The organism is Candidatus Pantoea floridensis (assembly GCF_900215435.1).
Classification (GTDB): domain Bacteria; phylum Pseudomonadota; class Gammaproteobacteria; order Enterobacterales; family Enterobacteriaceae; genus Pantoea; species Pantoea floridensis.
Genome location: NZ_OCMY01000001.1, coordinates 1 through 13,168 on the forward strand (window position 1 = coordinate 1; position 13,168 = coordinate 13,168).

Annotated in this window: 19 protein-coding genes; 6 read left to right on the forward strand and 13 right to left on the reverse strand. The window is 44.3% G+C overall.

Going from position 1 to position 13,168, the window contains the following annotated elements; genetic code table 11:
* The 10 genes from CRO19_RS25805 to CRO19_RS00045 form a co-directional block, all read right to left on the reverse strand.
* The coding region (locus CRO19_RS25805; protein ID WP_141400218.1) for a M91 family zinc metallopeptidase at positions 1-373 on the reverse strand (373 nt) is incomplete at its 3' end.
* Between the two features lie 41 nt (positions 374-414).
* Entirely contained in the window at positions 415-1,068 is a 654-nt protein-coding gene (locus tag CRO19_RS00005; RefSeq protein WP_097094020.1) for a M91 family zinc metallopeptidase, read from the reverse strand.
* Between the two features lie 12 nt (positions 1,069-1,080).
* Positions 1,081-1,704, reverse strand: a complete 624-nt coding sequence (locus CRO19_RS00010) for a M91 family zinc metallopeptidase (protein ID WP_158280081.1) — start codon at positions 1,702-1,704, stop codon at positions 1,081-1,083.
* Positions 1,705-1,724: 20 nt separating this feature from the next.
* Positions 1,725-2,357, reverse strand: a complete 633-nt coding sequence (locus CRO19_RS00015; RefSeq protein ID WP_097094022.1) for a M91 family zinc metallopeptidase — start codon at positions 2,355-2,357, stop codon at positions 1,725-1,727.
* 19 nt (positions 2,358-2,376) lie between these two features.
* Entirely contained in the window at positions 2,377-3,054 is a 678-nt protein-coding gene (locus CRO19_RS00020; RefSeq protein WP_097094023.1) for a M91 family zinc metallopeptidase, read from the reverse strand.
* Between the two features lie 39 nt (positions 3,055-3,093).
* Positions 3,094-3,723 (reverse strand): XopG/HopH/AvrPtoH family type III secretion system effector, encoded by a 630-nt coding sequence (gene xopG / locus CRO19_RS00025; RefSeq protein WP_097094024.1) that lies wholly within the window; start codon positions 3,721-3,723, stop codon positions 3,094-3,096.
* A gap of 27 nt (positions 3,724-3,750) precedes the next feature.
* Entirely contained in the window at positions 3,751-4,230 is a 480-nt protein-coding gene (locus CRO19_RS00030; RefSeq protein WP_097094025.1) for a CesT family type III secretion system chaperone, read from the reverse strand.
* A gap of 18 nt (positions 4,231-4,248) precedes the next feature.
* Complete coding sequence (locus CRO19_RS00035) at positions 4,249-4,917, reverse strand: M91 family zinc metallopeptidase (RefSeq protein ID WP_097094026.1); 669 nt, start codon at positions 4,915-4,917, stop codon at positions 4,249-4,251.
* Between the two features lie 138 nt (positions 4,918-5,055).
* Positions 5,056-5,817, reverse strand: a complete 762-nt coding sequence (locus CRO19_RS00040; RefSeq protein ID WP_199226942.1) for an SDR family oxidoreductase — start codon at positions 5,815-5,817, stop codon at positions 5,056-5,058.
* A 114-nt stretch (positions 5,818-5,931) separates the two neighbouring features.
* Positions 5,932-6,321 (reverse strand): AbrB/MazE/SpoVT family DNA-binding domain-containing protein, encoded by a 390-nt coding sequence (locus CRO19_RS00045; protein WP_097094027.1) that lies wholly within the window; start codon positions 6,319-6,321, stop codon positions 5,932-5,934.
* A gap of 112 nt (positions 6,322-6,433) precedes the next feature.
* Between CRO19_RS00045 and CRO19_RS26425 the strand changes: the two genes are divergently transcribed.
* The 5 genes from CRO19_RS26425 (at position 6,434) to CRO19_RS00070 (ending at position 9,120) form a co-directional block, all read left to right on the forward strand.
* A complete protein-coding gene (locus CRO19_RS26425) occupies positions 6,434-6,610 on the forward strand; it encodes a DUF29 family protein (RefSeq protein ID WP_199226941.1) in 177 nt (58 codons plus the stop codon).
* A 147-nt stretch (positions 6,611-6,757) separates the two neighbouring features.
* Positions 6,758-7,390: a hypothetical protein gene (locus CRO19_RS00055; protein WP_097094029.1), complete on the forward strand. Its 633-nt coding sequence runs from the start codon at positions 6,758-6,760 to the stop codon at positions 7,388-7,390.
* Positions 7,391-7,416: 26 nt separating this feature from the next.
* On the forward strand, positions 7,417-8,472 hold the full coding sequence (locus CRO19_RS00060; protein ID WP_097094030.1) for a site-specific integrase: 1,056 nt from the start codon (positions 7,417-7,419) through the stop codon (positions 8,470-8,472).
* 121 nt (positions 8,473-8,593) lie between these two features.
* Positions 8,594-8,812, forward strand: a complete 219-nt coding sequence (locus CRO19_RS00065) for a type II toxin-antitoxin system CcdA family antitoxin (protein WP_097094031.1) — start codon at positions 8,594-8,596, stop codon at positions 8,810-8,812.
* A 2-nt stretch (positions 8,813-8,814) separates the two neighbouring features.
* The gene (locus tag CRO19_RS00070) at positions 8,815-9,120 is read left to right on the forward strand and encodes a CcdB family protein (RefSeq protein WP_097094032.1); all 306 of its coding nucleotides are present in this window, start codon (positions 8,815-8,817) and stop codon (positions 9,118-9,120) included.
* Positions 9,121-9,176: 56 nt separating this feature from the next.
* On the opposite strand, the gene CRO19_RS00075 is transcribed toward CRO19_RS00070, so the two are convergent.
* Positions 9,177-9,785 carry a LysE family translocator gene (locus CRO19_RS00075; RefSeq protein ID WP_097094033.1) on the reverse strand — a complete coding sequence of 203 codons (609 nt, stop codon included), beginning with the start codon at positions 9,783-9,785 and terminating at the stop codon, positions 9,177-9,179.
* A 256-nt stretch (positions 9,786-10,041) separates the two neighbouring features.
* Between CRO19_RS00075 and CRO19_RS00080 the strand changes: the two genes are divergently transcribed.
* The gene (locus CRO19_RS00080; protein WP_097097545.1) at positions 10,042-12,414 is read left to right on the forward strand and encodes a virulence factor SrfC family protein; all 2,373 of its coding nucleotides are present in this window, start codon (positions 10,042-10,044) and stop codon (positions 12,412-12,414) included.
* 1 nt (position 12,415) lies between these two features.
* Here the strand turns inward: CRO19_RS00080 and CRO19_RS00085 are convergent, their stop codons facing one another.
* Entirely contained in the window at positions 12,416-12,688 is a 273-nt protein-coding gene (locus CRO19_RS00085; protein ID WP_097094034.1) for a barstar family protein, read from the reverse strand.
* A gap of 2 nt (positions 12,689-12,690) precedes the next feature.
* Positions 12,691-13,125, reverse strand: coding sequence for a ribonuclease domain-containing protein (locus CRO19_RS00090; protein WP_097094035.1), 435 nt, complete (start codon positions 13,123-13,125; stop codon positions 12,691-12,693).
* Positions 13,126-13,168 lie beyond the last annotated feature (43 nt).

Consider the following 13,168-nt stretch of genomic DNA (forward strand, 5'->3'; position numbering starts at 1 on the left):
TGATTTTGATTGCCTGGTCTTTGTTCCAATAGATATTTACTGATACTCCCTCGCCAGCACCACCTAATCTTTCATGAGTTGAAATCTCTGCTGCTTTATCTGTCGCCCATCGTAAAGGATTAGTTGAAGATGGAACTTTATATTTTGTCAACTGACTGTCAGTCAGATGGCCTAATGCTGATGAATTTGCTTTAGAAGATGAAATGATCGTGATGAACTTATCACTGGTAGAACTTTCGTTTATAGCTTTAAGTAAGGAATTTCCAACAGGTTTAGATGAAATTAACGATAATGCTTTTTCTGTTTCACTTTCATGAGCCTCAGACTCTGAGACAAGCGCAATGAATGGCGCGATTTCACTTACACTTTTCATTTTAATCCCCTCGAAAAATCGTTTATGGGAAATATTAAAGATCAAAAATCATCTTGTGGATCTATTGAATAAAACTGACGAAAAGGAAGACCATGTTCAAGCCTTATGAGGTTTTCAGAAAATCGTTCAGATGAATATTCTCTTAACCCTACAGTTTTGAATTCCTCTATAGCATTTTGTGAAGCCGGATCAAAGTTATTATCCTTAATACCACCATGATAAACACCATCAACAATATGATATGCATGAATAAGTTCATGTGAGAGTGAAACATACGATATTGAAGGATCTAAGATTGGGAAAGGATGACCATCATCTTTAATCCCTGCTGATAAAGCAGGATTCCAGTAAACCGTGGCCGATGTTCCTGGTCCCTTTGAAACTAAACCATCTCTTCGAGCAAGACTTTCTGCAATCTCACTATGATAAGAATCAAATTCATCATATGGCACATTGAATCTTTTTATTTGAGACATCGTCAAACGGGGGGCGATAAAAGTATCAATTTCGTTAGGAGTGATTTTTATGTTTTTCCCTCTTACAGATATATCCCTTAACTCTACTAACAATTCATGACCTATCGGACCAGAATTTATTTTTTGGAGGGCTGATTCAACTACATGCCATTGCTCTTTATTTTCATATTCAACAACGATATTTTTTGCTATGTGGCTCGTTGTTAGTGTAATTGTCATTTTGTCACCACATTATATTTCCATTCGGAAAGTGAGGCCATGTTCATTACGTAGACTGTTTTCAGAAAATCGTTCGTTGCGAAATTCATTCATCCCTATCACCCGTTTCTCCTCTAAAGTCGATGGTTCATTATCCAGATTTTCAAGAATAGGATCTATAAGAACAGATCCTTCCATCATATGAAATGCATGAATGAGATGATGTCCGAGGTTAATGAAATTGTTTGAGGAATTTAAAGAAGGATTTGGCTTCCCTGCTCTGTCAAGTTCACTTGATAGAAAGGGATTCCATTGAATAACTGCATTTGAACCCTTCCCTTTTTCGCCATTAAAATTAAGAATGGAATGATAATAAGCAATTGTAAGCATATACAAATCATCATCATCTAAAGCGTCATACTCAAGAATTTCTTGAGCTGAAAGAGTAGCATGTGAATTATTTTTAAGTGTTTGGTCTATGACAAGATGGACTTTTCTTCCATTTTCATTTAGACGTTCTATTTCTTCAAGGAGTGCTTTCCCGTTCGGTTTGCTTTTTAATTTCCTAAGACTAAAGTCAAGGTCAATGAGATCGCTATAATGATTATACTCAATACTTAGATTTTTTAAGTGTAAAGAATTAACGATATTTCTCATATCAATCCTTAAATTCATTACTATTTAATTCTCGGCTCTAGCTCATGTTCTCGTCGAATATTATTTTCGCTGTATTTTTCAAATTGAAACTCGCCTATCCCAATCGTCCGCCTCTCTTCAGCAGCGCGCTTAACACCTGTCCGAGCTTGTTCCTCATGACTATCAGTTAGAACATCACTTTTCATTATATGTAGGGCATGAATAAGCAAATGAGAAAGCGGGATGTAATTATTAACACGTTGATAATCATTTGTTGGGATTCCGTTTCTAACATTTCCTGATATTCGATTATTCCATGTTATTTGAACATTTGTTCCAGCTTCTCGAGAACCGCCAACTGGATAAGTCATTTTACTTGAAAGCTCTTCAGCAATATGGTTATTAACAAGATCGTTCTCATCTGGAGATGCATTCCAATCGATAGCCTGCTTAGGACTTAAAACGGATTTTGAATTATTTACTCCAGCGTTATCTATAATAATTCGAATCTGTTTACCCTCAGCCCCGAGACTTTGTATTTCGTTTAATAAATCATTACCGATTGGTCTGCTTCTTATTAGAGACAAAGCTCTTTCACAACTGTTGAATTGGTTCCCATTTGTATAATTAACAATAATGTTTGTCACTACAGCCGATGGCAATGCTTGAAGCATAATATTCTCCGATTGATAGTTACTTAATAACAATTCCTAGTTTTTCAGCTTCCTGTGAACTCATGATTGAAACATAAGAACTACGCAAAGGAAGATTGTGTTCCTGCCGGATTTTATTTTCTGTATATTTTTCATTTTGATATTCCCCTAATCCAACAGCACGATCTTCCTCTTCCCTTACCCCCTTATCTTCTGTTAAATAAGTATCTACACGTTGCCCCCCTAACCACATGCCATTCATCATATACAAAGTATGAATCAATTCATGTGCCAAGCCTATAAATGATTCCTCTCCTGTTTTAGCTGCATAAGGATTACCATGTTCATCTACATAAATCGAAACATCAGGATTGAAAGAAATGTTTGCACTTGAACCTTCGCCATGAGTTCCATCGGGGCTGGGTTTACTGAAAACACCAACATTAAGTTTATTTTTCACTCTAGGATCTTTGCCAGTCACTAGTTTAAAATATTTTGGACCTGATAAAGTATGATGAACAGAAGTCGGTTTATTTCTGTTTACGGTAATCACAACAAATTTTTCTTGTGAACTCATTGCCGCAATATCCTTCAGCAGCCCATGACCAACACTTTTGCTTGCTATCTGTTTTAATTTAAAATCAACTTCTTTAATATCTTCCGCTGAGCTAGCATCAATTACGATATTAGCTGCAAAACTGCTTCTTGATGTTAACATAAGTCATCCAATGTTTTTCCATATTAACTTCAAAACTCACTAATATTGCTTTCTTACATTCAAACCATGTTCTTTTCTGACGCCATTTTCAGACTTGTTTTCGTTACTGTATGCTGCCATTCCTACCGCTCGCACCTCTTCATTCCAGGTTGGTGTGCCTGGGTTTTTCGGTTTTCCGTTAAACTCTCCTGTAAATGACCCTTTCATAATTCTATAACCATGAACAAGTTCATGAACCAGATCAGCAAACGAATACTCAGCATTTTCTCCTTTCTCTCTCATTCCGTTTTTATTGATGATTAATCCCTCATTAGGGTTCCAGGTAATATGAGCGCTTGTCCCTTCCCCCTTAATACCAAAATCAATAGCACTTGCTAATATATAAGCAGTTTTGATATTCTCATCAAAAGTCATTTGATTGGCTTTATAAGCCTTCATTTGTGATTCAGTCAGCACAGGTCTTGCCTTCGCGTGCTCAAGTGAACTGACTATGATTTTAAGTGACTTCCCATTTTGTGTGTTTCTGACGACCTCCTGAATGATACTTCTTCCGTTTGGTTTTGAATTTATTTTAGCTAAAGCACTTTCAGCCTTATCATATCCCCCTGTTTCATATGATTCAATCATTATTTCTGGAACAGTCTTGCTTCGCTGTATGAAATTCATCATCTTTTCACTTTTTACTTTTAATATTGTTTATTTTCTTTGATTTAAAAATTGTTCTGTTTGATTGCTTTGAAATTTCGTTTTTTCTAACTCCCCTTTTTTATTGTCGTCCTCTTCAAGTAACTTATTAAACCATCTTGAAATGACAGCAAGAGTAATATTTATTTTCTCAAGCATCATCATCATTTTTTCAAGATAAATCTCTTCTTCTTTCAACCCCCCCCATAATACGAGCTTATTTTCTTCTTTGTCAGCTGCAATTGTAATGATTGATTCTTGATCTGGAGTTAGATTTGCTTGTAATAATTCCAAGAGCATTTCCTCGCCCGGATTTTCAGGCATGGGAAGAAAAGCAATCATGATTAGTGTGTTTAGTTCAGTTTTCTCAAGATAAACCTCCCCTGTTTCTAACGTAAGAGAATAGTAACCATGAGGATTCATTTGCATATCTGGAACGCGAAGTTGTCTGAATAGAGGTTGCAGTTTTTGAAAAAGTTTTTCAGGAGTCATAGTAATCTCAATTTTTATTTAAAAAACATTTTGTAACCGACGAGGAATTAAGTATGATTTTCTGAGCTGTAAACCGTGTTCTGCACGAATCGTATTTTCCGTAATAGGTCTGTCAGCGTAGCGACCTAATCCAACAGCTCGATATTCTTCTTCCATAGCTGGTGATGAAGGATCTTGACTATCTCCATTATGTCCTACGAGTGAGTTACCTTTTAAAAATCTGAGAGAATGAATTAATTCATGAACCAGTGAAACAAATACTAAGTCACGTCTATGACTGCGTTTTGGCTCCCCGTTATCAACATCTACAGATTGAGTAGGATCAAATTCAATGTATGCTGATGTCCCTTCTCGACGTGATTTTGATGGAGGCTTGCGTGAAATATAAGAGGCTAGAGAGTTATGATCTTTGTCATACGGATTATTGCTAAGTTTTAAACTTTTGAAATAATTTAATTGAGATTCAGTAAGCATCGGTCGTGCCGTGTGACCTATATGATATAGACATGCTATTTTTACGAACCTTCCATTATCTGATAGTTCTTCTATTTTTTTTAAGAGAGTATTTCCTATCGGTTTGCTTTTTATTTTTTTGAGTGAACTTTCTATAGCATTTAAATCATTATCATCATACCCAGCAATTAAAATATAAGGAGCCTCTCTGCTGTATCTTTCAACATATTTCATGTTAACCTCTTTTTTTAGACATAATAATTAGTTAAATAATTAACAAATCAGTTCCAAAAAAAAGATTAGTGTATGAATTATAATGATAAAAAAGGAAAGCTACGTTAAGCCCTGCTGATGCAGGGCTTGAAAAGGATATTAAGCAAAACCGCCATTAACACGAAGGATTTGACCATTGATCCATTCGCCTCCAGGACCAACTAAAACCGCTACCGCTTCAGCGATGTCCTCCGGCGTACCAATACGGCCCAAAGGTGATTGTCCCTTAAACCATTCAATTTGTTCGTCAGTTTTCCCTTTATAAAAAAGGTCCGTACCTGTAGGGCCTGGTGCGACAGAATTCACACGAATGTTCCTCCCCTTGAGTTCATTCGCCAGTACGCGAACAAGACCTTCTACCCCTAGTTTTGAGGCGATGTAACCACCGTAACCAGGGAAATTTTTAGCCACAACGCTTGATGAAAAAGCGATGATTCGACCGCCGTTAGAGACCAGTTGAGCTGCATGAGACAGTACGAGGTAAGAACCGATGAGATTTGTGTTCACAATTTTCTGAAACGTCTCAATATTATCAGGTTCGATTTTTGCCATTGGCATGATCCCCGCGCTGTTGATCACCGCGTCAATGCTCCCTTTGATCTGCATCACTTCATCAAACATGTTTTTAACCGATGCAGAATCACTGATGTCAGCCTGAACACTGGTAGCATGACCGCCATGAGAAACGATTTTCTCAACCAGGGCTGAGGCTTTCTGGCTGTTGCCAGAGTAATGAACAGCTACAGCGAAACCATCTTTAGCCAGACGTTCTGCGATAGCCTCACCGATACCGCCTGTAGCACCTGTAACGAGTGCGACTTTATGAGCTTGATTCAATTTTATACCCTCTATGATTTTCATATGTGATTGTTGAATGAAATCAACGAGGCGATGTTATCTGAGAGACAGATTCAGGCGTTTTAAGGTGTGCGAATTGAAAGGCAAAAACCCGCGATTTCGCGGGTTGAGGCAGTATCAGAGAATTTCTTTTCCAACAGGTTTCATGTTCAACCAGGCTCGATCCTCTTCCGAAAGCTCGACCTCTCCGGCTGGATAAGCTTTCATGAGTTCATCTAAGGTGAACGAAGTATTTGTTTCTTCACTGGCTTTGCTTGTGATTGTTTTTGCAGCGCCTGAGAGAATTTTGTTTACTAACTCGGAAACGTCGATACCGGCTTCATCGATTGTTTGATACAACGCGTTATCGACCTCAACAGATGAACTCGGTTTGCTGATGATAAGCTGTCTATCGATCACCTGAGCCTGTAAGGTTTCGCCGTCTGTCCACGCCAGTTGTTGAAGAACTGAATTCGGAATTCTGATGGCGGCTGAATTGCCCCATCTCTTGATCTGTAGCGTTAACATCTTGAATCCTCCTCTTATTGTTTATACATTATAGAGACGACGACTTGAGGTTTCAATCTAGCGAGATCTCAGGCTTATCCTGTCGTCTCTCAGAATCAATCTGAATTACAATTTGAGAAGTCTTAAGGATAACCCTAGCCTTAAAAGCAAACTTCCTGAGGTCATTTCGAACGCTTATGAAGACGCGATTCTTATGGCCGTAAAAGAAACCGGTTTAGATGAAATCACTTTTCCTCAGCTTTGTCCCTGGGAATTTGAAACCTTCATAAACGAAACCTTCTATCCCTAACCTCTCCTATTAATGCCCCTTTGGGGCATTTTTTTTGCCCAAAATTCTGAAAAAAAAATTCTTCGAAATTCGCTCAAAATGCACTGTCATTCGTTGATACTTTGTGTATACTCTACATTGTAGATACTTACTCAGGAGCGAATAGAAATGAACAAAGCAAAATTTTTCGAAGAAATGAAAGAATGTCGTGTAAACGCATCGGCTCACATCACAATTTCTCCGAGAAGTGGCGGCAAGACAGCGTTAGTAATGAATCAGTCTGGCGCGCCAAATGCTTTTCTTTCTAGTCACAAAGACGGTTCCGATGCGATGCATAAAGCATGGGACAAATATGAAGCATGGCTGAAAGAATACTTTATGAGTCTCGATGAAGCCATTGAGTCAGACCAGGCTGAGGCGGTTGAAGAAGATCGAGAGGTTTCAGCGATGTTAGTTGAGGCTGATGAACTGGAAGAAGTCTCAGAACCAGAACAAAACGATGCAGTTGAAATCATTCATGGTCAGGCTTTGGTGATGAATGCTGAGATTGATGTTCTCTCTCAACGCTTAGCAGATCGTCGTTGTTATTGGTTAAGCGAACAAGCAATTCGGAACGCTCAGGTGAAAATCATCACTCAGTATAAGCGGGATGCTTTTAATGACGGTCCGAGGGTCATTCAACACATTCTGAAAGTGATTGTGATTTCTCGGAGACTGGCTTTAAACAAAAAGGGATTGTGTGAGATCGAGCCGAAACCAGGTCGTCTCGTTGAGTTAAATGACTGTGAGATTCCGTTTTAAGTTAAGTTTTACAGAGAGAATTTGTTATGGCTCGTCGTCGTTCATTTGTCAATCGTGACTTACCACCGAATCTGTATGTTCGGAACAACGGTTATTACAGCTACAAAGATCCGAGAAGTGGCAAAGAGTACGGTTTAGGGCGTGATAAACGCTATGCCCTGAACCAGGCAATTGAAGCAAACCTTGAGCTTTATCAGGACCTGGGTCAGCCATTGAACCTGCTCGACAGAATCAATGAGGTGAAGAAATTCACCTTAAACGACTGGCTTGAGACCTATGAGAAAGAGCTTAAACGCCGCAATCTGGCTGCGAAAACGATGGAGAGCTATGAACGGTTTTTAAGAACCATCAAAGAGAGTATTGGTCTTTTCACGATGGATGACATCGACACGAAAGCTCTTGCTGATTTCCTTGCGCCGTGGCGAGACGATGGAAAGGCAACGATGCACAACAGGATCAGAAACTTTCTCAAGGATGTTTTTTCTACTGCTATCGCTCATGGTGTGATTGAGCGAAATCCTATTGATAACATAAAAACGGAGAAAGTTACTGTGTCCCGATCTCGTCTGTCCCTTAGTGATTTCAATCTGATCTGTGAGCACACCCCTGATTTATATCCCTGGGCGCGTCCCTGCTTTGAGCTGGCGCTTCTCACTGGTCAGCGAATCGGTGATATACAGGCTATGAAATGGGAGGACATTCGTCAGGGTAAGATTTACATCATTCAACAGAAAACCGGATCGCGAGTGGCTATCGATACCTCACACGGCCTCAAGGCGATCAACAAAAACATAAAGCAGGTTTTAGATGAACTTAAGAAGTTCAAAGATGAAAGCGATCATGTAATCCCTGTTTCAGGTGGCCGCGATAAGCTGTCTCGCGCTTTCCTCAAATCCCGAGCGGCGACTAAGCTCAAATGGGAAGGAACAGCGCCCTCTTTCCATGAAATCCGCTCTCTGTCAGCGAGGCTCTACAAGGAAGAAAATGATGGTGAGTTTTCTCAGCGGCTGTTAGGTCACAAGAACTCAGCGATGACTGACAGATACACTGATACAAGAGATAATGCCTTCGTTGAGGTCTAATCCAGTTCCCACACAAACCCGCCATAGGCGGGTTTTTTGCTTCTTGAAAGCAAATTTTGAGTGTCGCGAATTTGTGATTACTGGTAGTATGCACTTTCAATGCACACGTTAGGAGGTAATCATGAAAGGTCGTGTAACTATCACTGTTGATAAAGACCAGTATGATTTTCTGATTCAGGCTGGCGTTAACTGTTCAGGTCTGGCTGATGAAGTTTTCACTAAAGAAGCCAAACGTATCAAGGCTGAACGCTGGAAAGAGGAAAATCGAGCTGGTATGGCCGAAGTCGCTGCTTTCATTGAGGAGCATGGTTCTTTGAACGAAATGTACAGAGGTCAATAAGAATGCAGTTTGATGTTTTCTCACATAAAAATTCAAATCCTTATCCTCTTTTGATCGAAGTGCAAAGCGATATTATTGATTTGCCGGGAAGAAGGGTTATGGTTCCGCTTGTGCATCATGAATCTTTTTCTGAAAAAGTAAGCAACGATCTTTGCCCTGAGATCAGAATTAATAATGAAACATATCGTGCTGTTATTTATGCGATTGGTACAGTTCCAGAGAGGTTTTTAACAGAAGTTGTCGGTGATGTTAGTCATCATGGTAATGAAATTAAAGATGCGCTTTATCGCATGATTTGGGGATTCTAAACCTTCTATACGCTTCTAACCCGCCCTCTGGCGGGTTTTCTTTTTATCTCTCGGTATTACTTGAGCTGAAGAAGGATAGCAAAGAGGATAAAGAGACAGCCGCAAATCTGATTAAACAGCTTGCCCATCTTGATTGATTTTACATCCCACCTGACGAAAAACTTTGCCAATGCATATTCAAAACAAAACTCTGTGAATGTCAGCGTTAACACAATGATGATCGCTTGCAAAAGCAAGCTGTGATTTTTGGTCATAAAACTCGGAATGAGCGAGATAAAAAACATCAACGCATTAATATTTGTGACAGCGGAGATAAAGCCTTGTTTAAACAGGCTAAAATTATCACCGGCAATGAAGCCTGTTTTCTGATTGATTTGGCTGGGTGGAGAGTTGATCAGCTGCAAACCGATCACAGCAAGATAAATTGAACCAACGACTTTGACAGCATTAAACAGCGTTGGCATTGATTCAAGTAACGAACCCAATCCCAGGACACTGATCAGGATGAGCACAGTGAAACCGAGAAGACCGCCTGCAATCGTCCAGCGCGTTTTTTTCAAGCCATAACGAGTAACATGACTGATAATCAAAAGTGCGTTAGGACCAGGAACAATACATGCCCCGGTACAAGTGAACAATAGAAGCAACCATGTTTGAAAACTCATTAACTTTCCTCTTTTCAGGTGATTGGATGCAACACGAAAGGTTAAAATCACCTGATAAGATTTTGTTCATAGATCCGAGCTTTTATGATGACCGTTCAAAGCGCTGTTAAGGAATAAACCAATTCGCTCACTGAGCGTTTTGAACGATTTTCGAATTATTTTGAACTGTCGATTCAATCCCTTTGATTCTAAAGAAATTTTTATACAGAAAATTACTGGATTGATTCTGGATCGACAGCGGGAGCGTCTGCAAACGATGAGAACTGCCAAAAAAGCCTCGCCGGTTACGCCAGCGAAACGTCTGAGCCTGCTGCAGGAAACGCTGGATGGCGCGCTGAACTGGGTGGAAACCCATCAGGCACACGCGCCGCGGCTGGCAATGGAAGCCGAAACGCTGACGCTGCAGCTGCGTCGCGCACGCGTCGAAAGTCATGCGCTGGCGCGTCAGCTGGCGCGCCCGGTGACGCTGGCGCTGTTTGGCCAATCGCAGGCGGGCAAAGCCTGGCTGCTGAGTGAAATGGTTGGGGACGCGCAAGGACAACTGATTGCGCGTCTTGGCGACAAGACCCTCAACTATTTCCAGAACATTAATCCCGGCAACGTCGATTTTGCCATCGCTACCCGCTTCAGCCACCAACGTGAAACCCAATCCAACGCCTGGCCGCTGGAGATGACGCTGCTGAGCGAAGTGGAGCTGATTCGTTTGATGCTGGCCTGCGCCAAAACCGAGGAGCAACCCGATACGCCGCAGATTGACGCCGCACTGCAGCGTTTGCAGCGTCATCGTCAGGACGACGTACAGCCCGGCCTGGACAGCGATGCGTTGATCACACTGTGGGGGTGGAGCCGTCGCCACCATCGTCATGCAGAAGTATTGGATCGTCACTTCTGGCCGCAGGCGATTGCGCTGGCGCCGTGGCTGAGCGTTGACGATCGCGTGCAGCTGTTTGCGCTGCTGTGGCCGGGCCAAAACGCGCTGAATGAAAGCCTGCGCAGCCTGATGCATTTGCGCCATCAGCTGCGTCACGCGCCGCGCGTGTTAGCGCCGCTCAGCCTGCTGGTAGACGAGGCCGCGCTGCCTGCAGAAAAACTGATCGGCAACGACGCCGACTGGCAGGAGATGATCGAAGTTTGCCCGATCGTCGCCAATCGCGTAGGTAAAGCGCAGCATGTGCCGCTTGGCTTACTGGCGCTGCTGACGCTGGAAATCGCCCTGCCGCTCAGCTCGACGCCGCGCCAGGCATTGTATGATGACGCCGATATGCTGGAGCTGCCTGCGCCGGGCACGCCTGCCGATCGCACACAGCAGGACGAACTGGCGCAGTTACGCCAACGCGATCCCCTGCGCGCCACCCTGCTGGAGCACAAACGTGCGCTGCTGCCCGGTTTGTACGCCGCGCGTCAAGGCATTGACCTGATGCTGATCTGCACCGCCGCCAGCCAGCGTCAGGACACCGATGTTGCTGCCAGCGCGCTGCGTGAATGGCACATGCATCAAACCGTAGCCGCCAGCGGTGAGAAGCCGCGCCTGATTTGGGCGATTACCCCGCATGACGCGCGTTATCAGCAGCAGCAGATTAACGTTGACGAAGCGGTACAACGGCAAATTGGCCAGCCGGGGCAAAGCTGGGGATCGATGCTGGCACTCGATCGCGCCGGGGTCGATCGCATGGGCAGCTGGCTGCAGGATGAAATGCAGCCGGAAGCACGACGCGATCGCCTCGCGATCCAGCTCAGCGCGCTGCAGCAAAAACTGGTGGAACGCCTGCAGCCGTGGACGGAATCCAGCGCGACGCCAGAACAGGCGGCGCGCAAACAGGCGATCTCCGATACGTTGCTGAAATGTTTGCAACATCGCACCGGTTTGCACGGCGAACTGCTGGAGCGTTTGCAGCCTTCGCGTGAAGCGGTGCGTCAACTGTGGCTGAGCCAAAGTAGCAGCAATCATAGCCAACACAGCGCCAAAACCGCCGCCGCCGAGCAGAGCTATTTCGGCATCGGTTTCGAGTTTGATCTGTTTAAAGACGAACCGGTGACGGCGGCTGAGCCACGCAGTTCCGGTGGCCAGCGCGATCAGCAATTCCCGCAGCAGGTGTTTGCGCTGTGGCTGGAGCATTTGCGTCAGCTGCCGGAGAGCCGCAGCCTGCTGGCGCTGCTGAATGTCGATAAGCCAACGCTGGAGCTGCTGGTGGAAGAGCTGATCACCGCCAGCTTCCGCCTCAAGGTACTGAGCAAGCTGCAAAGCACGCTTAACGAACCGGATGCGCAAGCCAGCGCACATGAAGCGCGCACCGATCGACAGGTGTCCCGCGCGATGACGGTACTGGGTGACTTTGTGGCGTGGCTAGGCTTTTTACAGCGTCCGGAAAGTGAACGTCCGGAAAGCCGCGTCAATCGTGGTCAGACGATTTTTGCTCGTCCGCCTGCGCCAAGCGTCAGTTTCTCGCCGGGGCAGCGTTTAACGCGTCTTTCGGCCGCTCCCGCCAATCATACGGCGTACTACATCTATGACTGGCTGGTGGGGTTAAACTCGGTGATCGTCGAGAACAATGGCTACACCGGCGGCGGCGATCTGCCGGCCAATGCGCGTCAGATGTTAGCGATTTTGCTGCTGCCGCTGCACGCCTGATTTACCCTTTTCGTACCAGGCGCAGCTCGCCGTCCAATTGCTGCTGCGCCTCTTCCAACAATGCCAGTACGGGCGCGAACTCTGCACTTGCGCTGGCATCTTCCGCATGTTGCAAAACGAACATTGCAGGCAGCGCCATGCCGCCGGTCAGCCAATCCCACAGCGCATCAAGGTTGTTGCCAAAATCATCTGTAGCCGCACTTTGCTGCACCAGCGCGCGGTAAAACGCCTGGCGATCCGGCAAGGTTTGAAAATCAAAATGGAGCGTCAACATGCTTAAGGCACCGGTTTGAAGCTGCGATAGTGATCGGTGGTGAGGAAGATCAGCCCATCCGATGAGTAAAGCAGACGATCGGCATCGCGGTGGCCGCAATCGTAATTCACATCGGCTTCATACCATTGCCTGCCCGCCTGCATCGGCAACCTTTTTTCACGGTTGCTAAAGCGATCGCCACCAATAGCGCGGCCCGGCAGCACCTCACACAAATCGCCCTTCCCCGGGTTCCATCCCTGACGACGCGCCTCGTTTTTGGTGAGGTAAAGATCGGGTAATCGATGGTGCTGCTGCACCCAACGCGCCACGGTGTTGGCATCGGTGAGCTGAGAAATGTCGGGGTGACTGTTCGCCCATTTGTCGGACAAATGCGGTTTTAGCCCAAGCCACAGCGCGGCCAGGATCAGAATTAAGGCAATCCAGAGTTTCTTTGACATGGTGACATCCTGAATGACAGGACGCAGATAATAGCAGATTTAA

Coding starts and splice junctions, on each gene's coding strand:
- CRO19_RS00005 (WP_097094020.1), bottom strand. CDS start 1,068: ATGACAATTACACTAACAACGAGCCACATAGCAAAAAATATCGTTGTT.
- CRO19_RS00010 (WP_158280081.1), bottom strand. CDS start 1,704: ATGAGAAATATCGTTAATTCTTTACACTTAAAAAATCTAAGTATTGAG.
- CRO19_RS00015 (WP_097094022.1), bottom strand. CDS start 2,357: ATGCTTCAAGCATTGCCATCGGCTGTAGTGACAAACATTATTGTTAAT.
- CRO19_RS00020 (WP_097094023.1), bottom strand. CDS start 3,054: ATGTTAACATCAAGAAGCAGTTTTGCAGCTAATATCGTAATTGATGCT.
- xopG (WP_097094024.1), bottom strand. CDS start 3,723: ATGATGAATTTCATACAGCGAAGCAAGACTGTTCCAGAAATAATGATT.
- CRO19_RS00030 (WP_097094025.1), bottom strand. CDS start 4,230: ATGACTCCTGAAAAACTTTTTCAAAAACTGCAACCTCTATTCAGACAA.
- CRO19_RS00035 (WP_097094026.1), bottom strand. CDS start 4,917: ATGAAATATGTTGAAAGATACAGCAGAGAGGCTCCTTATATTTTAATT.
- CRO19_RS00040 (WP_199226942.1), bottom strand. CDS start 5,817: ATGAAAATCATAGAGGGTATAAAATTGAATCAAGCTCATAAAGTCGCA.
- CRO19_RS00045 (WP_097094027.1), bottom strand. CDS start 6,321: ATGTTAACGCTACAGATCAAGAGATGGGGCAATTCAGCCGCCATCAGA.
- CRO19_RS00055 (WP_097094029.1), top strand. CDS start 6,758: ATGAACAAAGCAAAATTTTTCGAAGAAATGAAAGAATGTCGTGTAAAC.
- CRO19_RS00060 (WP_097094030.1), top strand. CDS start 7,417: ATGGCTCGTCGTCGTTCATTTGTCAATCGTGACTTACCACCGAATCTG.
- CRO19_RS00065 (WP_097094031.1), top strand. CDS start 8,594: ATGAAAGGTCGTGTAACTATCACTGTTGATAAAGACCAGTATGATTTT.
- CRO19_RS00070 (WP_097094032.1), top strand. CDS start 8,815: ATGCAGTTTGATGTTTTCTCACATAAAAATTCAAATCCTTATCCTCTT.
- CRO19_RS00075 (WP_097094033.1), bottom strand. CDS start 9,785: ATGAGTTTTCAAACATGGTTGCTTCTATTGTTCACTTGTACCGGGGCA.
- CRO19_RS00080 (WP_097097545.1), top strand. CDS start 10,042: ATGAGAACTGCCAAAAAAGCCTCGCCGGTTACGCCAGCGAAACGTCTG.
- CRO19_RS00085 (WP_097094034.1), bottom strand. CDS start 12,688: ATGTTGACGCTCCATTTTGATTTTCAAACCTTGCCGGATCGCCAGGCG.
- CRO19_RS00090 (WP_097094035.1), bottom strand. CDS start 13,125: ATGTCAAAGAAACTCTGGATTGCCTTAATTCTGATCCTGGCCGCGCTG.